This window comes from Sphingomonas abaci, assembly GCF_014199625.1.
Lineage (GTDB): Bacteria > Pseudomonadota > Alphaproteobacteria > Sphingomonadales > Sphingomonadaceae > Sphingomonas > Sphingomonas abaci.
Genome location: NZ_JACHNY010000003.1, coordinates 403,482 through 424,343 on the forward strand (window position 1 = coordinate 403,482; position 20,862 = coordinate 424,343).

Here is a 20,862-nt window from a genome sequence, read left to right on the forward strand (position 1 = left end):
ACGCCCTCACTTCGCGCAGGTGTCCGCCGGACCGGGATCGAGGTCCAGGCACCGGCCGTCCACGCCCGGCGTCTTCAGCCCGATCGTCGCGCCCAGCGTCGGCACGATGTCGACCGTCTCCACCGACAGTGGCTGTTCGAACGGGGTCATCCCCTTGCGCCAGAACAGGATCGGCACGCGGCGGTCATAATCCCAGGGGCTGCCATGCGTCTCGACATAGCCGGGGCCCGGCTTCTCGATGGTGGTGACGCGCGGCTTGAGCAGGATCAGCAGGTCGCCCGACCGCTCGGGGTCGAAGGAGGCGCGCGCCCGCTCCGCCAGCGTCCAGGTCTCGGGCGGGGAGGTCGGCATGGGGGTGGCGGCGATCTCGTCGCGGGTCAGCGCGGCCGCGACCTGCGGCATCGCGCTGTAGCGGCGCTTCGCCTCCGCCAGCACCCTGGCGCGGGTGGCGGCGGGCAGGTTTCGGTCGACATAGACGTCGCTCTCGGCGCTCAGCAGCACCGGTCCCTCCAGCTTCATCTGCTTCGCGATCGCCGCGCCGACCGCCTTGGCCTGGACCTCGGGCGAGACATGGGTCTCCATCGGCATGGCGCGTTCGATCTGGCGCTCGGTCATGTCGTGCGCGCCGTGGTCGGCGGTCAGCATCACCTCATAGTCGATGCCGCTCTCGTCCAGCACCTGGAAGAAGCCGGCCAGCGCCTGGTCGAGCTGGTCCATCTGGATGCACATCTCGGTGCCCTGGGTGCCGCGCGAATGGCCGATATAGTCGGTCGCAGACAGGCCGATCGCGATCAGGTCGGGGGCGGGGCCCTTGCCGAGCTTCATGTCCTGGACTAGCCCGGCGGCCATCGCCAGCACCGCCGCGTCCGCGGCGGGAGAGGCGCGGAAGGCGGTGGCGTCGCCCGCGTCGCGCTCGAACCGGCCCTGGCCGACCGTGACGTTGTTGACCGTGACCGGCCGGTCGAGCGGCTTGCACCATTCGGGCATCGCCAGCGGGCCTTGCGGCCTGGCGATCAGTGCCGCCACCGCGTCGCGGGTTCGCTGCACCACCGGCGGCACCGCGCGGCCGGCATAGGAGCTGTAGGTCTTGCCGTCCCACCACCAAAGCTCGTCGACCTTGTGGCCGCCCATCATCACCGCCGCCCGGTCCTTGCCCGCGACCGACACGACGCGCGTGGCGGGGTTGGCCGCCTTCATCCGCTCGCCCAGGGTCGGCACCTTCAGCGTGCGGTCGGTGACGGTGTATTTGTTATGGGTCGAACCGGGGACGGCGGTATCCTCGGCGCAGTAGACGACCTTGTCCTCCAGTCCGACAGACTGATCGATCCAGTTGTTGGCGATGATGCCGGTATGCGCCGGACGATAGCCGGTCAGGATGGTCGAGTGGCCAGGGCAAGTCTCGGTCGCCGCATGGCTCTGGTAGCCGGACGGGAACACCGCGCCGTTCAGCAGCCGCGCCATGCCGCCGGTGAAACGGTTGCGATATTGCGCAAACAGGTCGGCTGAGAACTGGTCGACCGAGATCGCGACGATCAGCTTGGGAGCGGGGCGCGGCGCGGCGGGGGCCGGGACGGTCGCCGGCGTCTGCGCCAGCGCAGGCGCGGCCGAGGCGAGGAGCAGGGCGGCGGCGAGGGGGAGGGGCGACTTCATCGACGATCCTTGGTGCGGGGGGCGGGCTTCGCTATGGAACGCTGCCCCTACGGAGACAAGACGGCCCCATGACAGCCTGGTTTTGCCGGATGATGACGGTTCTGAGCTTCTTCCTGGCCCTGCCCGCGGTCGCGCAGGCACCGGGCGAGACGCATCTGGCGATGACGCTCGCCGCAGAAAGCGCCACCCCGCGCGCCGGCGGCACGGTGACGCTGGCGATCGCCGCCAAGCCGCAGGCCGGCTGGCATGGCTATTGGAAGAATCCGGGCGATGCCGGGATCGAGACGCTGGCGGCTTGGACCCTGCCCAAGGGGGCGTCGGTGGGCCCCTTGCGCTATCCGGTGCCGCAGCGGCTGACCGTCGCCGGTCTGATGAACTATGTCTATGAACAGCCCTTCGCGATGCTGGTCGACCTGAAGGTGCCGGCGGGGCTGGCGGCCGGCACGCCGCTGCCGATCCGGGTGAAGCTCGATTATCTGGTGTGCACCGACACGGTCTGCGTGCCCGAGCGGCAGAGCCTGGCCACCACCCTGACGGTCGGCGACGGCCAGATCGCCCCGGCCGACCGCGCCCGGTTCGACGCCTGGCGACGATCGCTGCCGCGCCCGCTGGGGTCCACCGCGACCTATCAGGTGGTCGGCAAGCAACTGCGCCTGTCGGTGCCGTTCCCCGCCGATGCACCGATCGACAAGCCCTATTTCTATCCCGCCGATGCCGCCAGCATCGCCATGGCCGCGCCGCAGGCGGTCACGCGCGATGGCGATCGGCTGGTCGTGACGACCGATGCCGCCGCGACCGCGCCGACCGGCGCCATCGCCGGCGTGCTGGCGACCGCGCCGGGTGAGGGGCTGGCGCTGACCGCCACCCCCGGCACCGTCGCCGCCGCCGCCACGCCGGAGGCCGCGGGCGCGGCGGGACAGGCGAGCACCGCGATCCTCGCCTTTCTGGGCGCGGTGCTGGGCGGCCTGATCCTCAACATCATGCCGTGCGTCTTCCCGATCCTCAGCCTCAAGGCGCTGAGCCTGGCGCGGGGCGGCGGGACCGAGCGCGAGGCGCGGAGCGAGGCATTGGCCTATACGGCAGGCGTGGTGCTGGTCTGCCTGGCGCTGGGCGGCGGCCTGCTGGCGATCCGCGCGGCGGGGTCGACGGCGGGCTGGGCATTCCAGTTGCAGGACCCGCGGGTCATCGGCGTGCTGCTGCTGCTGGTCGGCGCGATCGCGCTCAACCTGGCCGGGCTGTTCGAGCTGCCGACGCCGCGCTTCGCCGGGGAGAGCGGCGCGACCGGCGCCTTCGCCACCGGCGCGCTCGCCGCCTTCGTCGCGACGCCGTGCACGGGGCCGTTCATGGGGGCGGCGCTGGGCGCGGCGCTGGTGCTGCCGACCTTCGCCGCCTTGCTGATCTTCGCGGGGCTAGGGCTGGGCATCGCGCTGCCGTTCCTCTTGATCGGCTTCGTGCCGGCGCTGCGGCGGCGGCTGCCCAAGCCGGGGCCGTGGATGGCGCGGCTGCGCCGCATCCTGGCGGTGCCGATGCTGCTGACCGCGCTGGGCCTCGCCTGGATCCTGGGGCGGCAGGCGGGAGTCGACGGCATGACGCTGGGCCTGGCCGCGCTGCTTCTGGCCACGCTCGGCCTGTGGTGGACCGGGCGGCGTCAGAGCACGGGGCGCGAGCGGGTCTGGGCGCCGGGCCTGGTCGCGCTGCTGCTCGCGGTCGCGGGCGTGATGACGGTCCGCCCCGCCTCCGCCACCGCCGAGGCCAGGATCGCCGGCGCCGAGCCGTTCAGCGAGGCGCGGCTCGCCACCCTGCGCGCCCAGGGCAAGCCGGTCTTCGCCTATTTCACCGCCGACTGGTGCCTGACCTGCAAGGTGAACGAGAAGACCGCGATCGAGACCGCCGCCGTCGCCGACTCCTTCCGTCGGGGCAAGGTATCGGTGATGGTCGGCGACTGGACGGACGGCGACCCGGCGCTCGGCCGCTTCATCGAGGCGCACAACCGCGCCGGGGTGCCGCTCTATCTCTGGTATGCACCCGGCGCCCGGGAGCCGCGCGTGTTGCCGCAGGTGCTGACCACCGGCACGCTGACCGCGCTGTCTGAGGGAACCTAACGGCCCCGCCCGCTTTAACACACGATAAGATCAAAACCGCCCTGTTCCCCTCTTGTGCGATGCCGCGAACTGCCGCAGCATCGCGGACGAGCCGGACGCCGGGGCCGAGCCAATTGGGAGAATGACGATCGTCGCGATGGGGACAGTGGCATTCGACGAGATCATGGGGAGCGACGGCGCGGCGCGCGCCGAGCTGGCGGCGCTTGGTCGTTGGCTGCAGACCACGCCCGAAAGCGAATTGCGCCGCCGCCAGGCCGCGGCGGAAGCGACGTTCCGCCAGCTCGGCATCACCTTCGCCGTTTATGGCGAGAGTGAAGCGAGCGAGCGGATCATCCCGTTCGACATCGTGCCGCGAGTCTTCCTGCCCGATGAATGGGCTCGCCTGTCCGAGGGGCTGGTGCAGCGGGTGGAGGCGATCAACGCCTTTCTCGACGACATCTATGGCGAGCGCCGCATCCTGAAGGACGGCGTGCTGCCGGCGGAGCTGATCTTCGGCAACCCGCAGTTCCGCCCCGAGATCGCCGGGATGCGCCCGCCGCACGGCGTCTGGGCGCATATCTGCGGCATCGACTTGGTGCGGACCGGGCCGGACGCCTTCTTCGTGCTGGAGGATAATGCCCGCACGCCTTCGGGCGTCAGCTACATGCTGGAGAACCGGGAGGCGATGCTGCGGCTGTGCCCCGAGCTGTTCCGCAACTTCCGCGTTGCGGCGGTGGACAGCTATCCCGACCGGCTGCTGGAGACGATGAAGTCGGTCGCGCCGGAGGGCGTGTCCGCCCCGACCTGCGTGGTGCTGACACCGGGTCATTACAACTCGGCCTATTACGAGCACAGCTTCCTGGCTGATTCGATGGGGATCGAGCTGGTCGAGGCGGCCGATCTGGTGGTGGACGACGATATCGTCTGGATGCGGACGATCGCTGGGCGGGTGAAGGTCGATGTGATCTACCGCCGCGTCGACGACGACTATCTCGATCCCCTCGTCTTCCGCCGCGATTCGATGCTGGGCGTTCCGGGGCTGATCGCCGCCTATGCCGCCGGCAATGTCGCGATCATCAACGCGCCGGGCAACGGCATCGCCGACGACAAGGCAATCTACAGCTATATGCCGGAGATCGTGCGCTATTATTCCGGCGGCGCGGCGAAACTGCCCAATGTCGAGACGTGGCGCTGCCGCGAGCCGCAGGCGCTGCGCTATGTGCTCGACCATCTGCCCGAATTGGTGGTGAAGCTGGTCGACGGGTCGGGCGGCTATGGCATGCTGGTCGGCCCGACCGCCAGCTCGGCCGAAATCGAGGCGTTCCGCGCGGCGCTCGTCGCCGAGCCGCATCGCTATATCGCCCAGCCGACGCTGGCGCTATCGACCGTGCCGACCATGGCCGATCGCGGCCTGGCCCCGCGCCATGTCGATTTTCGTCCCTTTGTCCTCACCGGATCGCGCGGCGTTCAGGTGGTGCCCGGCGGCCTGACCCGAGTCGCCCTGCGCGAGGGGTCGTTGGTCGTCAATTCCAGCCAGGGCGGCGGCACCAAGGACAGTTTCGTGCTGATGGAGGCGCCCGGCGCGCAGACACAGAGCCAGAGCCAGAGCCTGGGCGGCATGACCCAGGTGCAGACGCTGGGCGGTGCCGCATGCTGAGCCGGACCGCATCCTCGCTGTACTGGCTGGGGCGCTATTTCGAGCGGGCGGATTTCATCGCCCGGTTGGTCGAGGCGACGGTGCGGCTCGACGTGCTGTCCGCAAGGCCCGCGGGGCAGGCGGCCTGGGCCTCGGCCTTGGCGGTGACCGACACGAGCGACGCCTTCGCCGAGGGTGGCCGCGAGTTGCGGCGACGCGAGGTCGCCCGGTTCCTGACCGTGGAGACCTGTCATCCCGGCTCGATCGTGCGTTGCGTCGAGATGGCGCGGCTGAACGCGCGGGCGGTGCGCACCGCGCTGACGCGCGAGGCGTGGACCGCGATCAACCAGGCGTGGCTGACCTTCGCGGCCAAGCCCTCGGCCGACGATCCGACCGCGGTCCTGGCGCTGACCGATGCCGTGAAGCACGAGACGCGCGGCTTCGAAGGCGCGGTGCACCGGATGCTGCGCAACCAGACGACCTGGTTCATCCGCCTGGGCCAGGCGGTGGAGCGCGCCGACAACACGGCGCGGCTGCTCGACGTGAAATATCACATCCTGCTGCCGGCGGGCGAACGGATCGGCGGCGTGGTCGATCGCGACCAGTGGACGACGATCCTCCAGACCGTGTCGGCGGTGACCGCCTATCGCTGGCTCTATTCGGACGGACTGGCGCCGGCGAACGTCATCGACCTGCTGATCGCGCGCGCCGAGTTGCCTCGCAGCCTGGCGGCATCGGTCGAGGAGACGGTCGATGTGCTGGGGATGCTGGCGCGGCGCACCGGCCTGCACGGCGAGGCGGACCGGATGGCGCGGATGCGCGCGTCGCGCATGAGCAAGACCCGGTCGGGCGAGGTGATCGCGTCCGGGCTGCACCAGTATCTGCAGGCCTTCATCGAAGAGAATGCGCAATTGCACGGCGCGATCGGGCGGCAGTTCAAGTTCATGTGATCAGGGACACGTCCATCCGCCCAGGGGTGGGGCGGTTGGTTCGAACAGGGGCATCGTAGAGACATGCGGATGACGATCGAGCATCGGGCGGTCTATCGCTTCGCGGGCGCGCAGGCGGGTCTGGTCCAGGCCCTGCGCCTGACCCCGCCGACCAGCGACGACCAGACGGTGGTGCGCTGGCGGATCGATGTAGACCGCGACGCGCGGATGCGGCCGGGGCGCGACGGCTTCGGCAATGCGGTGACGATGCTCTATGTCGATGCGCCGCTCGACCGGCTGGCGATCGAGGTCACGGGCGAGGTTCTGACCAGCAACGCGCACGGCGTGCTGCGCGGTGCGACCGAGCAATTGCCACCGGCGCTGTTCCTGCGCGCGACCGAGGCGACGCCCGCCGATCCCGCCATCGCGGCCTTCGCCCACGCGGTCGCGGCGGAGCTGGAGCCGCTGGCGGCGCTCCATGCGGTCAATGCAGCAGTGCACGAGCGCTTCGTGGTCGCGCCGGTCGGCGACGCGTCGCGTCCGCTGGCCGAGGCCTTTGCCGACGGGACGGTCGATCCCGTGGAGGCGACCCATATCTTCCTGGTCGCGGCGCGTAGCCTGGGCCGACCGGCCCGCTATGTCTCGGGCTATCGCCAGGCCGATGGCGAGACGGTCGCCAGCCCGCATGGCTGGGCGGAGGCCTATGTCGAGGGGATCGGCTGGATCGGCTTCGACCCTTTGCTCGGCCGCTCGCCCGAGGAAGCGCATGTCCGCCTCGCCACGGCGCTGGACGCGGGCGGCGCCAGTCCGGTCGCGGGCGTGCCGGTGGAGGAGGCATAGGGTCGCACGGGGGACGCGGAGCTATGCGCCTGGGGCGGATGTCGTCGGGACCGTCATGTTCCTCCCCTCGCAGCGACGGAATCGTGGCCGCTGGGCTGCAAGCAGCGATTACCCCCTGACGCGGGCGCGCGGGCGGCCTATGTTGGCGGGAATGCATCCGCTTCCACCCGCCTCCGCCATTGGAGCCATCCGTGGCTGACACCCTCGACATGGACGCGCCGCCGCCCTTTGACCTGCCGATGGCCGCGCCGGTCGCGCCGGCCCCCGCGCCCGAGGCCTACCGCGTGCTCGCGCGCAAATACCGTCCGCAGACCTTCCGCCAGCTGATCGGGCAGGATGCGATGGTCCAGACGCTGGGCAACGCGATCAAGCGAGATCGGCTGGCCCATGCCTTTCTGATGACCGGCGTGCGCGGCGTCGGCAAGACCTCCACCGCGCGGCTGATCGCCAAGGCGCTGAACTGCGTCGGGCCGGACGGGCAAGGCGGCCCGACGATCGACCCCTGCGGGCAGTGCGAGCCGTGTCGCGCGATCGCGGAAGGGCGGCATATCGACGTGATTGAGATGGACGCCGCTTCGCACACCGGCGTCGACGACGTGCGCGAGATCATCGAGGCGTCGCGCTATGCGGCGGTGGCGGCGCGCTTCAAGATCTACATCATCGACGAAGTCCACATGCTGTCGAAGAACGCGTTCAACGCGTTGCTCAAGACGCTGGAGGAACCGCCCGCGCATGTGAAGTTCCTGTTCGCGACGACCGAGGTCAACAAGGTGCCGATCACGGTGCTGTCGCGCTGTCAGCGTTTCGACCTGCGGCGCATCCCGGCGGAGAAGCTGGCCGAGCACTTCGCCAAGGTCTGCGCCGCGGAGGGCGTGACCGCCGAGGGCGAGGCGCTGGCGCTGATCGCGCGCGCGGCGGAGGGGTCGGCGCGCGACGGCCTGTCCATCCTGGACCAGGCGATCGCCCATGCCGGGCTGGAGGGCGGCGGCGTCTCGGCCGAGGCGGTGCGCCAGATGCTGGGGCTTTCGGATCGCGGCGCGGTGCGCGACCTGTTCGGCCTGTTGCTGGGTGGCGACGCAGGCGGCGCACTGGCCAGCCTGCGCCGCCAATATGATCACGGCGTCGATCCCGTGTCGGTGCTGCGTGCGCTGATGGAGATGGTGCACGGCGTCACGCTGGCCAAGGTCGGTGGCGCTGACGATCCGGCGCAGGCGCTGGAGGAACGCGAGGCGCGGCGGGACTGGGCGACCAGATTGTCCTTCCCGGTGCTCCACCGGCTCTGGCAGTTGATGCTGAAGGGGCATGACGAGGTCGCGCAGGCGGCGCTGCCGATCGAGGCGGCGGAGATGGCGCTGCTGCGCGTCATCCATGCCTCGCAACTGCCCGATCCCGGCGAATTGGCGCGCCGGATCGCAGAGGGCGGGGCGCTCGCCGCGCCGCCCGCGCCGGCACCGGCGCCCGCTGCCCCGCCGGTCGCGCCGGTCTCGCTGATCCCCGCCGATTTCCCAGCGATGGTCGAGGCGCTGGACGCCGCCAACCAGCTCGCCCTGGTCGCCCGGCTGCGGCAGGGCGCGCGGCTGGTCCGCTATGCCCCGCCGGAGCTTGTGTTCAGCGGCTCGCGCCCCATGTCGGCGGATACGCTGGCGGAGCTGGCGTCGGCGCTCAAGACCCTGACGCGGCAGGTCTGGAAGATCACGCTGGACGATGTGCCGGGCGAGCCGACGCTCAACGAGGCCGAGGCGGCGGCGGACGAAGCCCGGCGTCAGGCAATGCTGAAGACCGAACTGGTCCAGGCGGCGATGGCGGCGTTCCCGGACGCGGAACTGGTTTGGAATAGCCAAAGGAGTAGCATGTGAACAATCTCGACGACATTCTGGCGATGGCGCAGAACGTCCAGAACGAGCTGCAAAAGGCGCAGGCGAGCCTCGACACGATCGAGGTCGAGGGCGTGTCGGGCGGCGGGCTGGTCAAGGTCAAGGCGTCGGCCAAGGGCCGGATCATCGGCATCGCGATCGACGATTCGCTGATGCAATTGTCCGAAAAGGGCATGCTGGAGGATCTGCTGACCGCCGCGTTCAACGATGCGCGCACCAAGGCGGATGCGGTCTCGGGCGCGGAAATGTCCAAGATGACCAACGGCCTGCCGCTGCCGCCGGGCTTCAAGCTGCCGTTCTGACCCGTTTCGGGACTGGAACAAGACTCTGATCCATGGCGTTTTTCCGATCCCAACAGGAGAGGAGAGCCGCCATGGCCGAGGACCGTTACACGACGACCGACACGCGCCCCACGACCACCATCATTGAGCGCCGCAGCGGTGGCGGCGGCACCGCGCTGATCGCGATCGTGCTGCTGATCGCGGTGGTGATTGGCGGTATCTACCTGTTCGGCCGTCAGGGTTCCGAGAACCGCAAGGATGCCGCGATCAGCTCCGCCGCCAAGAGCGTCGGCGGTGCGGCCGACAAGGTCGGCGACGCGGTCGAGGGCGGGAAGTAATCGGACGGGGCGGGGCGGGCTGCGGCCTGTCCTGCTGCCCGGCGTGTGTGCGGATTGGCGCGCCGGTCACGGCAGACGCTCAGGACCCGGTGAGGGGACGCGCTTCGGCTCGCCGGACCCCGGCGTCGTGAAGGCCACGCCCCCGCCATGGGCGCTGCGATGAGACCGCCCGTCCCGCCGGGAATCATTCTAGGACAGGCAGCGATCCAGCCCGCCCCGGCGGACCACGCCGACATAGCGGGCCAGCACGTTGCCGTGTCGGCGGACGAAACCGCGCGGCGCGATCGCGGCGCGCTTCTTGGGCAGGGGCAGGACGGCGGCGATGCGCGCCGCCTCCAGGGGCGTCAGGTGCGAGGCGTCGTGGCCGAAATAGCGGATCGCCCCGGCATTGGCGCCATAGGTGCCGATCCCCGTCTCGGCGATGTTGAGATAGACCTCCATGATCCGGCGCTTGCCCCAGAGATGCTCGATCAGGAAGGTGAACCACGCTTCGACCGCCTTGCGCAGATAGCCGCCGCCCTGAAACAGGAAGGCGTTCTTCGCGGTCTGCTGGCTGATCGTCGAGCCGCCCCGGATGCGACCACCCTCTGCGTTGCGAATCGCCGCCGCGCCGATCGCGCGGAAGTCGAAGCCGGAATGCGAGCAGAAGTGTGAATCCTCCCCGGCGATTGCGGCCCGCGCCATGTTCGGGTCCATGTCAGACAGCGTCATCCAGTCCTTGGTGACGCTGCGGCCGCCGATCACGTCGCCCAGCATCGTGAAGGTGAAGGGCGGCGGCACGATCCGGTAGGCCAGCACCCACAGCACCGAACCCAGCACGAAGACCAGGGCCGCCTTGAGCAGCCAGCGGAAGAACCAGAGCATGGCCGCGATCCTTATCGCGGCAGCGCCCGGCTTCAAGGGGGAGCAGCGGGGAGGGGGCGAGGCCGGGGTTACCGCGCCAGCGCAGCGATCACCGCATCCGCCGCGGCGCGGCCGGTGTGATAGGCACCGTGCGCGGTGGAGAAATCCTCTGTGGAGCAGGCCTCGCCGGCGAAGAACAGCCGGTCGTCGACCGGTGCCGCCAGCGTCGTGCGCGCCGCCCGGTGACCGATCCGCGCATGGCTGTAGCTGCCGCCGATATGCGCTTCGTGCCGCCAGCGCGTGGCCAGGGCGGGGTGGAGGCGCCGCCGCCAGTCGCTGCCGAGCAGGGCGACCAGTTCGTCGATCGCGAATGCGGTGGCGTCCGCCCCCGTCTCCAAGGCCTCCGCGCAATCGCCGCCGAAGAAGCTCTCGACGATCGGCTGTCCGAAGGGGGATAGTCGGTGGCTGGCGGTGCAGGCGCGACAGGGGTCGCCGGTCAGGTGCGCGCCAGCCGGCCAGATCGGGCGATCGACGGTGAGGAAGACCTTGTCCGCCAGCCCGAGCGGCAGCGAATCGGCCGCCGCCTGCTTGGCGGGGAGCGGCGGGTCGAAGGACAGCGCGCCGGTCGCCAGCATGCTGGTCGGCACCGCGACGATCGCCCGATCCGCCTCGATCGTGCCGACCGGCGTTGCGAGCCGCAACCAGCGGCCGCGATGGTCGATCCGGGTCACCGGCGTCGCCAGGCGCACCGGCAGGCCCGCAGCATGGCCGGCGACCAGCGTCCCATAGCCCCGGGCAAGCGCCCAATTGTCGTCGGTCGCCGCATCCTCATAGGCGGCCCAGTCGTGCAGCGAGACTCGGGCGAGCGGCGCGCCGTTCACATAGCCGGAAATTGCGTCGAGATGCGGCCGCCACGGATCGTCGGCGGCGATGAAATCGGACAAGGGCCGGTCGGGCCCGTCCAGCGCCGCACGGGCGGCGTCTTCCCAACGCGTCCATGCTTCGCCGAATGCCTGTTGCGCCTCGGGCGGGAAGCCCAGGTTGCGCCATTGTTTGTCCCAGTTCGGCGAGGAACGGTCGATGGCGAAGCCGGCGCGTTCGGCGATCCGCGTCCAGGGATTGCGTCCGGCGCTGTGCAACCAGCCGCAACCGAGATCGACCGTCGCCCCGCCTCCACCCGGCAGGGGGATGGATTGGCTGCGCGCACGGCCGCCCAGGCGGTCGCCAGCCTCGACCAGCAGCACGTCATGGCCGGCGTCGTGCAAGTGCCGGGTCGCGGCGATCCCGGCCGCACCGCCGCCGATGACGACGGTGCCGACCATGTCAGGCCGCGGCCAGCAGCCGCTTCTCGCCCGCGATCCGCATCATCGCCTTCTGCAGCTTCTCGAAGGCGCGCACCTCGATCTGGCGGACGCGCTCGCGACTGACGCCATAGACCTGGCTCAGTTCCTCCAGTGTCTTGGGGTCGTCGGTCAGGCGCCGCTCGGTCAGGATATGCTTCTCACGGTCGTTCAGGTCGTCCATTGCCGACACCAGCATGTCGTGGCGGACATCCGCCTCCTGCTGCTCGGCGACGACGCTGTCCTGAAGCGGCGAATCGTCGGCCAGCCAGTCCTGCCACTGACCTTCGCCGTCCTCGCGCATCGGCACGTTGAGTGACGTGTCGCCGCCCATCGCCATGCGACGGTTCATCGACACGACCTCGGTCTCGGTCACGCCCAGGTCGGTGGCGATCTTGGTGACGTCCTCGGGCCGCAGGTCGCCGTCCTCGAACGCGTCGAGCTTGGACTTCATCCGGCGCAGGTTGAAGAACAGCTTCTTCTGCGCGGCGGTGGTGCCCATCTTCACCAGGCTCCACGAGCGCAGGATATATTCCTGGATCGAAGCGCGAATCCACCACATCGCATAGGTCGCCAGACGGAACCCGCGATCCGGCTCGAACTTCTTCACGCCCTGCATCAGGCCGATATTGCCCTCGGAGATCAACTCCGAGGTCGGCAGGCCATAGCCGCGATAGCCCATCGCGATCTTGGCGACCAGGCGCAGGTGGCTGGTGACCAGCCGTGCCGCCGCCTCGGTATCGCCATGTTCCTGGAACCGCTTGGCGAGCATGTATTCCTCCTCCGGCTGGAGGAGCGGGAACTTGCGGATTTCGGACAGATACCGGTTCAGGCTCTGCTCGCCGCCCAGAGCAGGAATCGTCGCCGGGACGTTCGAGCCTTTCGCCATGATCAATACCCTTTCCTGAAGGCGGTGCGCGCCGCAGCGCGGCATACACCCGCTATTTATACGTGAAGATGACTGAACAGTTCCTGCATATCGGGCGGCATCGCGCTTTCGAACGCCATTTCCGCTCCGCTGATCGGATGCAGGAAGCCGAGATGTGCGGCGTGGAGCGCCTGGCGCCGGAAATCCAGCGCTTCCGTGACCGTGCGCGTCCAGCCCCGAGGCCGGCCATAGACGGGGTCGCCGAGCAGCGCATGGCCGATCGAGGCCATGTGGACGCGCACCTGATGCGTCCGCCCCGTCTCCAGCCGGCATTCGACCAGCGCCGAGTCGCGCAAGGGCTGGATCGTCGTGAAATGGGTGACGGCACGCTTGCCGCCCGCGACGATCGCGATTTTCTTGCGGTTCTGCGGACTGCGCGCGAGCGGCGCGTCGACCGTTCCCGCCGCCGGGCGCGGCACGCCGCCGGTGATGGCCTTGTAGCGTCGGTCGATCGAATGCGCCGCGAACTGCTTCGCCAGCCCTTCATGCGCACGGTCGGTCTTGGCGGCGACCATCAGCCCGCTGGTGTCCTTGTCGATCCGGTGGACGATCCCCGGCCGCGCCACCCCGCCGATGCCCGACAGCGAGCCGCGGCAATGGTGGAGCAGTGCGTTGACCAAAGTGCCATCGAGATTGCCCGCCGCCGGATGCACGACCAGCCCGGCCGGCTTGTCGACGACGATCAGATGCTCGTCCTCATAGGCGATGACGAGCGGGATATCCTGCGCTTCGTTGTGCGGCTCGGCCGGCACCGGGACCGCGACGGCGAAGGTCGCGCCCGCCGCCGCCCGCTTGGCCGGGTCGCGCGCCAGCACCGCGCCCTGGCTGACCGCACCCGCGGCGATCAGCACCTTCAACCGCTCGCGCGACAGGGTCGGCACGGCATCGGCCAATGCACGGTCGAGACGCCAGCCATCGGCCGTCGGCGCGATGGTCGCGTGGATGATGGAAACCCCCCGGTCCATGAGCTAGCGTACATGGCGATGGCGTTGCGGATTTCAAGCACGATCCTGGACCGGATCACCGCCGAGGCGATCGCGTCGCCCGACCGGGAGATCTGCGGATTGCTGCTCGGCACGGCGGATGCGGTGGCGGAGGCGCGGTCCTGCCGCAACGTCGCCGTCGATCCGGCGATGCGGTTCGAGATCGATCCGGCCGCTTTGCTGGCCGCGCACCGGGCGGCGCGGCGCGGGGGCCCGGCAGTGATCGGCCATTATCATTCCCATCCCAGCGGAATGCCCGAACCGTCGCCGCGCGACGCCGCCGATGCCGCGCCGGACGGCGGCATCTGGCTGATCGCGGCCGGCGGCTGCGTGACCGGCTGGCGCGCGGTGGAGAATGGCGCGCTGCACGGCCGGTTCGTGCCGCTTCGCTTGCGCCGCGCGGCCGGGCGCGCCACAGGATAGCCGACCTCCGTCCACAGGAACCCGCGCGTGACCATCAGCCCCGTCGATTTCGCCAGCCTGCTCTGCTCGCGGCTGTGCCATGACCTGCTGTCGCCGGTCGGCGCGCTCAACAACGGGTTGGAGCTGATGGCGGACGAAACCGACCCGGCGATGCGCGAGCGCTGCATGGAGTTGCTGGCGGACAGCGCGCGCACGTCGGCCAACAAGCTCAAATTCTTCCGCCTGGCATTCGGCGCGGCGGGGGGCTTTGGCGACCTGCTCGACCCGCGCGAGGCGCGAGTCGCGATCGAGGGGCTGTTGAGCGACGCGCGCCGCACCAGCCTGGGCTGGATGGTCGAGGCGGAGTCGCTGCCCAAGGCGGCGGTGAAGGTGCTGCTCAACCTGGCGATGATCGCCAACGAGGCGCTGGTGCGCGGTGGGCAGCTCGACATCGGCGCGGAGGCCGCCGGTGGCCGGATCGAGATCGTCGTGCGGATCGAGGGGCCGCGAATCATCCTCGATCCCGAGCTGCGCGCGATGCTGACCGGTGGGCTGGCGGCGAGCGCGCTCGTGTCGCGCACCGCCGCGGCCTATATGATCCACGAACTGGTCGCCGGGCCGGACGGCGCGGCGGGCGCGGTGATGATTTCCGAGCCCGCGCCCGACGTGATGATTTTCGGCGCGGTGATGGCCGCCGGGTAAAGGCGGTTTTAACGTCTTTGGCGCCATGAGGGTGGTCGAACGCCCGGAGGCCCATGGACGAGCTGCTGCAGGATTTCACCGCCGAGACGCGCGAGACGCTGGAAGCGATCTCGGGCGAGCTGGTCGCGTGGGAAGCCGATCCGACCGATCGCACCCGACTGGATGCGATCTTCCGTTTCGTCCATACGGTGAAGGGCAGCTGCGGCTTCCTCGACCTGCCGCGTCTGGGCCGGCTCGCCCATGCCGCGGAGGATGTGCTGGCGGCCGCGCGCGACGGCACGCGCCACCCCGATACCGCGCTGGTCAGCGCCGTGCTGGCGATCGTCGACCGGATCGGCGAGCTGAACGAGGCGATCACGGTGGGATCGCCGCTGGACGACAGCACCGACGACCTGCTGATCGCCGCGCTGGCGGAGGATGCCGCCCCGGTCGCCCCGGTCTCCGGCGCGGCGCCGTCGCGAACCGCGATCCGCAGCGTGCGGCTGGGCGTCGACCTGCTCGACCGGATGATGATCGGCATGTCGGACATGGTGCTGGCGCGCAACGAACTCGCCCGCCGACTGCGCGATGCCGCGCCCGATCCCCGGATCGAGGGTGCGCTGGAACGCCTGTCCTCCAGCGTCGCGGAGATGCGCGACACCGTCACCCGCACCCGGATGCAACGGGTCGAGACGCTGTTCGCCGCCATCCCACGCATGGTCCGCGACACCGCATCGGCGCTGGGCAAGGCCGTGGCGCTGACCGTCGAGGGCGCCGATGTCGAGCTCGACCGCGAGATGATCGAGCTGCTGCGCGATCCGCTCGTCCACATCATCCGCAATGCGGTCGACCATGGCATCGAGGCTCCGGTCGAGCGGCGCGCCGCCGGCAAGGCGGAAGCGGGGCGGCTGATCGTCTCCGCCCGCCAGTCGGGCAACCGCATCCTCATCGAGATCGCCGATGACGGTCGCGGCATCGACACCGACCGCGTCGCCGCCAAGGCGGCCGCCGCCGGCCTCCACAGCGAAGCCGAGATCGCGCGGATGGACGAGGCGCAGCGCGCCCGGCTGATCTTCCATGCCGGCCTGTCGAGCCGCGATACGGTGACCGACGTGTCGGGACGCGGGGTCGGCATGGACGTCGTGCGCGCCAATATCGAGCACTTTGGCGGTCGGGTCGAGCTGCGCAACCAGCGCGGCCAGGGCCTGACCATCACGCTCCAGGTGCCGCTGACCCTGTCGATCATCCCGACCATCGTCGTCGGCGTCGGCGACCAGCGCTTCGCCGTGCCGCGCCAGGCGATCGAGGAGATCGTGTCGCTGACCGGCGGCGCGGTGCGGATCGATTCGCTGGGCAGCCGACAGGTCGCGACGGTGCGCGGCCGGCGGCTGCCGATGGTGGGCCTGGGCGCGGTGATGGGGATCGCGGGCGAGGCAACTCGCGCGCTGGCGATCGTCTCCACCCGCGACGGCGACTATGCGCTGGGCATCGACGCGGTGCTCGACAGCGAGGAACTGGTGGTGAAGCCGGCCGCGCCGGCGGTGATGGCCTGCGGCATCTATGCCGGGCAGACCCTGCCCGACAGCGGCCTGCCGCTGCTGCTGCTCGACTGCGGCGGCATCGCCACGGTCGCCGGCCTGCGCTTCGGCCTCGCCGCCGATATGGCGGCGGAGCAGGGGGCGGCCGAGGCCCCCGGCATCCCGGCCCTGTGGTTCGACGATCTCGACGGTCGCCGCCGCGCGGTCGCCCTGGCGGTGGTCGACCGGGTCGAATCGGTCGAGGCCGAGGCGATCCGCTGGAGCGGCGGGCGGTTGCACCTCGCGCTGGACGAGCGGGTGATCCCGCTGGTCGCGATGGGTGACGTGCCGGTGGCCGGCGAGGTCACGTTGCTGCGCCTGACCGATGGCCAAGTCGAACTCTTCTATGCCGTGGCCGAGGCGCACGAGATCGTTCGCCTGCCCGCCACCATGGCGCCCGCGCGTGAGCGGCCGGGGATCGCCGGGGTGGTGGTGATCGAGGGCGAACAGGTCGAGCTGGTCGATCCTCACGCGCTGTTCGCGGGCGAGGTGCGCGCGCCCGCCAGCCGGCCGCTCTGCCACCTGCGCTGCGACGGCTCCGGCTGGATGGACACCTTCCTGCGTCCCGTGCTGGAGGCGGCGGGCTATCGCTGCACGACCGCGCCGGGGGATGGCGACGCGGTGGCGGTGACGCTGGCGATGGAGGAGGCGGCGATGGAGCCGGGGGCGATGACCGGAGCCACCACCATGGATGCCGATGCCGAGCGGCTGGTGCGGCTCAGCCGGCGTCCGCTGGGGCCGGCCGCCCGGGTGGGCGGCGACATGGCCGCCACCGTCTATCGCTACGACCGCGCCGCGCTGATCGCGGCGGTGGCCGAACGCGCCGGGAGGGTCGCCGCATGAACCGCCAATTGTTTCTGATGGCGCATGTCGCCGACCGCTGGGTCGCGATCGATGCCGGCGATGTCGACTCGGTGGTCGATATCGGCGGGATCGTCGCGGTGCCGCGCGCGCCGGGAGCGGTGCGTGGTCTGGCGGCGCTGCGCAGCCGGGTGGTGACGGTGATCGACACGCGGGTGACGCTGGGCCTGGCGCCGACCGCCACGCCCAAGCGTGCGGTGATCGCGCAGATCGACGGCCATCACTACGCCTTTCTGGTCGACGCGCTGGAGGACATCGCGCCGTTCGAGCGGCATCCGCTGTCGGCCGGTCTGGCGCTGGACGGCGGCTGGGACGCCGCCGCCGCCGGCATTGTCGAGCGTGACGGCGAGCCGTTGCTGGTGATCGACCTGAAGGCGCTGATCCCCGTGGCGGATCGCGCCGCCGCCTGAGCGAAAGGCGAGGACGATTAAGCCGATGCTTACGCCTTGCCGCGTAGAAACATTTTGCCGCGTTACGGAAGGTGAACGGATGAAGACGTGTCTGGTGGTCGATGACTCCAAGGTGATCCGGAAGGTCGCCCGCCATATCCTGGAAACGCTGGCCTTCGAGGTGCGCGAGGCCTGTGACGGCCGCGAGGCGCTGGACGCCTGCCGGGTCGCCGTGCCCGACGTGGTGCTGCTCGACTGGAACATGCCAGTGATGAGCGGCATGGATTTCCTGCGTGCGCTGCGCGACGCCGACCTGCCCAGCCGGCCCAAGGTGGTGTTCTGCACCACCGAGAACGGCATGGCCTATATCCGTGCCGCGATCGAGGCGGGGGCGGACGAATATGTCATGAAGCCGTTCGATCGCGAGACGCTGGAAAGCAAGCTGCAGATCGTCGGCCTGGCCTGACGCGGCGTCTTTTTCCTTCCGCAACTGCTCCCACGGAATCGAGGTCGTCCTGTACCCGTCTCCCGCCCTTGCCGATACGGCCGACCTGCCGCCGCGCGTCCTGATCGTCGACGATTCGGTCGTCGCGCGGGCGGTGCTGTCGCGGCTGATCGACGCGGGCGACCGGTTCATGGTGGCCGGCGCGGTCGGGTCGGTGGCGGCGGCGCTCGACTTTCTGGGCCGCACCCGGGTCGACATCCTGCTGCTCGACGTGAACATGCCGGGGGTCGACGGGCTGACCGCCTTGCCCCAGCTGATCGCGGCGGGGCAGGGCGCACGGATCGTCGTGGTCTCCTCCTCGGTCGGCGACGGCGCGGCCGCGACCGTGCAGGCGCTGGCAATGGGCGCCGCCGATACGCTGGTGAAGCCCGATGCGGCGGCGCTGACCAGCGCCTTCGGCCGCACCCTGCTCGACCGGCTGGAGCGGCTGATCGATCGACCGGCGGCGGCGGCGGCGGCGGTGGTGGCCGACGAGCCGCAAGCGGCGTCGCCGCGTCGGCCGGCCGCCCCGCCGCCGCCCAGCCTGGCGGCGACCGTCGCGTCGGCCGAGTCGTTCGACCTGGTCGCGATCGGTGCGTCGACCGGCGGCATCCACGCGCTGGGCCAGGTGCTGGGCCGGCTGCCTGCGACCTTCCGTGCGCCGGTGCTGGTGACCCAGCATCTGCCGGCCGCCTTCATGCCCTATTTCGCGGCGCAGCTCGCGACGATCTCCGGCCGCCCGTGCGACGTGGCGCAGGACCGGATGCGAATCCGGCCCGGCCGGCTGATCGTCGCGCCGGGCGATGCGCACCTGCGCTGCGTGGCGCTGGGCGAACGGAGCGGCGATCGTGGCGCGGCGGTGAAGCTGTCGACCGCGCCGGCGGCCAGCGGCTGCCTGCCCTCGGTCGATCCAATGCTGTCATCGCTGGCGGCGATCTATGGCGAGCGGCTGCTGGCTATCGTGCTCAGCGGCATGGGCCGCGACGGGGCGGAGGGCGCGGGCCACGTCCGCGCGGCAGGAGGACGGGTGATCGTACAGGATCAGGCGAGTTCGGTCGTATGGGGAATGCCGGGCGCGGTGGTCGCGGCCGACTGCGCCGACGCGGTGCTGACCCCGGCGGCGATCCGTACGCTGCTGGTCGGCGGCGAGGCGCGGTGATGGCGAGTTCGGCCACCTCGTCCGTCTCCAGCAACGCCGCGGCGGTGCTCGGCGCGCTGCTGGAGGCGCGCACGGGTCAGCAACTGGCCAGCTATCGGAGCTGGCGGCTGGACACGGCGCTAATCCCGTTGCTGCGCGAGCGCGGCCTCGATACGCTCGACCAGCTCGTCGCGCTCCTTCTCAGCGGCCGCGATCCGGGCATCGGCGACCGCATCGTCGACGCGCTGGTCAATGGCGAAAGCTCTTTCTTCCGCGATTCGGCGGTGTTCGACCAACTGGTCGAGGCGGTCGCCGAGCATGAGGCGGCTGGCCATCGCGTCCGGCTGTGGAGCGCGGGTTGCGCGACGGGACAGGAGCCTCTGTCGCTGGCGATGATCTTCGCCGAGCGCCAGGCGGATCAGGGCGCGGCGATGCCGGAGATCGTCGCCAGCGACGTATCGGAACAGGCGCTGGCCCGCGCCCGCGCCGGCCGCTTCACCCAGTTCGAGATCCAGCGCGGCCTGCCGATCCGGCGGATGATGCGCTGGTTCGAGGGCGACGGTGGCGACTGGCAGGCGCGGCCGGACCTGGTCCGCCTGATCCAGTTCCGCCGCCAGAACCTGGTCGCCGACCGCGCGCCGCCCGGCCGGTTCGACCTGATCCTGTGCCGCAACGTGCTGATCTACCTGTCGCCAGCCACCAAGGCGCGGGTGTTCGAGACGCTGGCCCAGGCGCTGCGGCCCGGCGGGACGCTGGTGCTGGGCGCGGGCGAGACGGTAATCGGCCACAGCGACGCGTTCGAGCCGTGCCGGCGCTTCCGCGGCTTCTATCGCCGGGTCGGCGGTGAGGAGAAGCTGGCGGCGGCGTGATCGTGCCGTCTTGCCGTTGCAACAGTTTCGGGCCAACGGTCGGGTCATGACGATCATCGATACGCCCTCGCCCAACTGGGACGAGCGAACGCTCCCTGTGTCGATGATCGTGCTCCATTATACGGGGATGCAGGACGCCGACAGCGCGATCGCGCGACTGCGCGATCCGACGGCGAAGGTGTCGTGCCATTATCTGGTCGCCGAGGACGGCACGATCCTGCGCATGGTCGACGAGGACAAGCGCGCCTGGCACGCCGGCAAGTCGCACTGGCGCGAGATCGACGATGTGAATTCCGCCAGCATCGGCATCGAGATCGTCAATCCCGGTCACGACTGGGGCTATCGCCCGTTCCCCGACGAGCAGATCGCGGCGGTGATCCGGCTGGTGATGGCGGTCAAGGACCGGCACGGCATCACGCGCGGCAATATCGTCGGCCATTCCGACATCGCGCCGGCGCGCAAGCGCGATCCGGGCGAGCTCTTTCCCTGGCACAGCCTGGCGCGGTTGCGGCTGGCCCTGCCCCGGCCGACCAAGAACCTGCTGGACCCGGACTGGAGCGAGGCGGGCTTCTGCCTGGCGCTGGAGCGGTTCGGCTATGACGTGTCGGACCGGATGGCGGCGATCATGGCGTTCCAGCGCCGCTTCCGCCCCGAGATGATCGATGGCGAGATCGATGCGGAATGCCGCATGATCCTGCTCGCGCTGCTGCTTCCCAAACCGCAAGGCGATGACTAAGA

20 protein-coding genes are annotated in these 20,862 nt (G+C 70.3%); 15 read left to right on the plus strand and 5 right to left on the minus strand.

The genetic code is table 11. From position 1 onward, the window contains the following. Window positions 1-6: 6 nt before the first annotated feature. Window positions 7-1,650, minus strand: coding sequence for an alkaline phosphatase family protein (locus GGQ96_RS09540; RefSeq protein ID WP_184113995.1), 1,644 nt, complete (start codon window positions 1,648-1,650; stop codon window positions 7-9). Between the two features lie 68 nt (window positions 1,651-1,718). Between GGQ96_RS09540 and GGQ96_RS09545 the strand changes: the two genes are divergently transcribed. The 7 genes from GGQ96_RS09545 to GGQ96_RS09575 all read left to right on the plus strand — a co-directional run bounded on the left by GGQ96_RS09545 (window position 1,719) and on the right by GGQ96_RS09575 (window position 9,629). Further along, complete coding sequence (locus tag GGQ96_RS09545; RefSeq protein WP_184113997.1) at window positions 1,719-3,752, plus strand: protein-disulfide reductase DsbD family protein; 2,034 nt, start codon at window positions 1,719-1,721, stop codon at window positions 3,750-3,752. 136 nt (window positions 3,753-3,888) lie between these two features. Next, window positions 3,889-5,388 (plus strand): circularly permuted type 2 ATP-grasp protein, encoded by a 1,500-nt coding sequence (locus tag GGQ96_RS09550; RefSeq protein ID WP_184114231.1) that lies wholly within the window; start codon window positions 3,889-3,891, stop codon window positions 5,386-5,388. Then, window positions 5,382-6,317: an alpha-E domain-containing protein gene (locus tag GGQ96_RS09555; RefSeq protein WP_184113999.1), complete on the plus strand. Its 936-nt coding sequence runs from the start codon at window positions 5,382-5,384 to the stop codon at window positions 6,315-6,317. The genes GGQ96_RS09550 and GGQ96_RS09555 overlap by 7 nt, the downstream gene beginning before the upstream one ends. A gap of 69 nt (window positions 6,318-6,386) precedes the next feature. Next, on the plus strand, window positions 6,387-7,136 hold the full coding sequence (locus GGQ96_RS09560; RefSeq protein WP_246360370.1) for a transglutaminase family protein: 750 nt from the start codon (window positions 6,387-6,389) through the stop codon (window positions 7,134-7,136). A 191-nt stretch (window positions 7,137-7,327) separates the two neighbouring features. After that, window positions 7,328-8,992 carry a DNA polymerase III subunit gamma/tau gene (locus GGQ96_RS09565; RefSeq protein WP_425506695.1) on the plus strand — a complete coding sequence of 555 codons (1,665 nt, stop codon included), beginning with the start codon at window positions 7,328-7,330 and terminating at the stop codon, window positions 8,990-8,992. Continuing rightward, window positions 8,989-9,312, plus strand: a complete 324-nt coding sequence (locus tag GGQ96_RS09570; RefSeq protein WP_184114003.1) for a YbaB/EbfC family nucleoid-associated protein — start codon at window positions 8,989-8,991, stop codon at window positions 9,310-9,312. The genes GGQ96_RS09565 and GGQ96_RS09570 overlap by 4 nt, the downstream gene beginning before the upstream one ends. A gap of 71 nt (window positions 9,313-9,383) precedes the next feature. Continuing rightward, window positions 9,384-9,629, plus strand: a complete 246-nt coding sequence (locus tag GGQ96_RS09575) for a hypothetical protein (RefSeq protein WP_184114005.1) — start codon at window positions 9,384-9,386, stop codon at window positions 9,627-9,629. Between the two features lie 189 nt (window positions 9,630-9,818). On the opposite strand, the gene mtgA is transcribed toward GGQ96_RS09575, so the two are convergent. From mtgA to GGQ96_RS09595, 4 genes are all read right to left on the minus strand, one after another. Beyond that, window positions 9,819-10,493 (minus strand): monofunctional biosynthetic peptidoglycan transglycosylase, encoded by a 675-nt coding sequence (mtgA, locus tag GGQ96_RS09580; RefSeq protein WP_184114007.1) that lies wholly within the window; start codon window positions 10,491-10,493, stop codon window positions 9,819-9,821. 68 nt (window positions 10,494-10,561) lie between these two features. Further along, window positions 10,562-11,794: a flavin monoamine oxidase family protein gene (locus GGQ96_RS09585; protein ID WP_184114009.1), complete on the minus strand. Its 1,233-nt coding sequence runs from the start codon at window positions 11,792-11,794 to the stop codon at window positions 10,562-10,564. A gap of 1 nt (window position 11,795) precedes the next feature. Then, a complete protein-coding gene (gene rpoH, locus GGQ96_RS09590) occupies window positions 11,796-12,701 on the minus strand; it encodes an RNA polymerase sigma factor RpoH (protein ID WP_184114011.1) in 906 nt (301 codons plus the stop codon). A 56-nt stretch (window positions 12,702-12,757) separates the two neighbouring features. Next, complete coding sequence (locus tag GGQ96_RS09595) at window positions 12,758-13,705, minus strand: RluA family pseudouridine synthase (protein WP_184114013.1); 948 nt, start codon at window positions 13,703-13,705, stop codon at window positions 12,758-12,760. An 18-nt stretch (window positions 13,706-13,723) separates the two neighbouring features. On the opposite strand from GGQ96_RS09595, the gene GGQ96_RS09600 reads away from it, so the two are divergent. The 8 genes from GGQ96_RS09600 to GGQ96_RS09635 all read left to right on the plus strand — a co-directional run bounded on the left by GGQ96_RS09600 (window position 13,724) and on the right by GGQ96_RS09635 (window position 20,860). Continuing rightward, window positions 13,724-14,146, plus strand: a complete 423-nt coding sequence (locus tag GGQ96_RS09600) for a M67 family metallopeptidase (protein ID WP_184114234.1) — start codon at window positions 13,724-13,726, stop codon at window positions 14,144-14,146. A 27-nt stretch (window positions 14,147-14,173) separates the two neighbouring features. After that, window positions 14,174-14,827 carry a histidine phosphotransferase family protein gene (locus GGQ96_RS09605; RefSeq protein WP_184114015.1) on the plus strand — a complete coding sequence of 218 codons (654 nt, stop codon included), beginning with the start codon at window positions 14,174-14,176 and terminating at the stop codon, window positions 14,825-14,827. A 53-nt stretch (window positions 14,828-14,880) separates the two neighbouring features. Then, window positions 14,881-17,226, plus strand: coding sequence for a chemotaxis protein CheA (locus tag GGQ96_RS09610; protein ID WP_184114017.1), 2,346 nt, complete (start codon window positions 14,881-14,883; stop codon window positions 17,224-17,226). Continuing rightward, the gene (locus tag GGQ96_RS09615) at window positions 17,223-17,654 is read left to right on the plus strand and encodes a chemotaxis protein CheW (RefSeq protein WP_184114019.1); all 432 of its coding nucleotides are present in this window, start codon (window positions 17,223-17,225) and stop codon (window positions 17,652-17,654) included. Before GGQ96_RS09610 ends, GGQ96_RS09615 begins: the two co-directional genes overlap by 4 nt. A 79-nt stretch (window positions 17,655-17,733) precedes the next feature. Next, window positions 17,734-18,099, plus strand: coding sequence for a response regulator (locus GGQ96_RS09620; RefSeq protein ID WP_184114021.1), 366 nt, complete (start codon window positions 17,734-17,736; stop codon window positions 18,097-18,099). Window positions 18,100-18,232: 133 nt separating this feature from the next. Beyond that, complete coding sequence (locus GGQ96_RS09625) at window positions 18,233-19,276, plus strand: chemotaxis protein CheB (RefSeq protein WP_343058984.1); 1,044 nt, start codon at window positions 18,233-18,235, stop codon at window positions 19,274-19,276. After that, window positions 19,276-20,124 (plus strand): CheR family methyltransferase, encoded by an 849-nt coding sequence (locus tag GGQ96_RS09630; RefSeq protein ID WP_184114023.1) that lies wholly within the window; start codon window positions 19,276-19,278, stop codon window positions 20,122-20,124. Before GGQ96_RS09625 ends, GGQ96_RS09630 begins: the two co-directional genes overlap by 1 nt. Window positions 20,125-20,170: 46 nt before the next feature. Then, window positions 20,171-20,860 carry an N-acetylmuramoyl-L-alanine amidase gene (locus tag GGQ96_RS09635; RefSeq protein ID WP_184114025.1) on the plus strand — a complete coding sequence of 230 codons (690 nt, stop codon included), beginning with the start codon at window positions 20,171-20,173 and terminating at the stop codon, window positions 20,858-20,860. The last annotated feature ends 2 nt before the right edge of the window (window positions 20,861-20,862 follow it).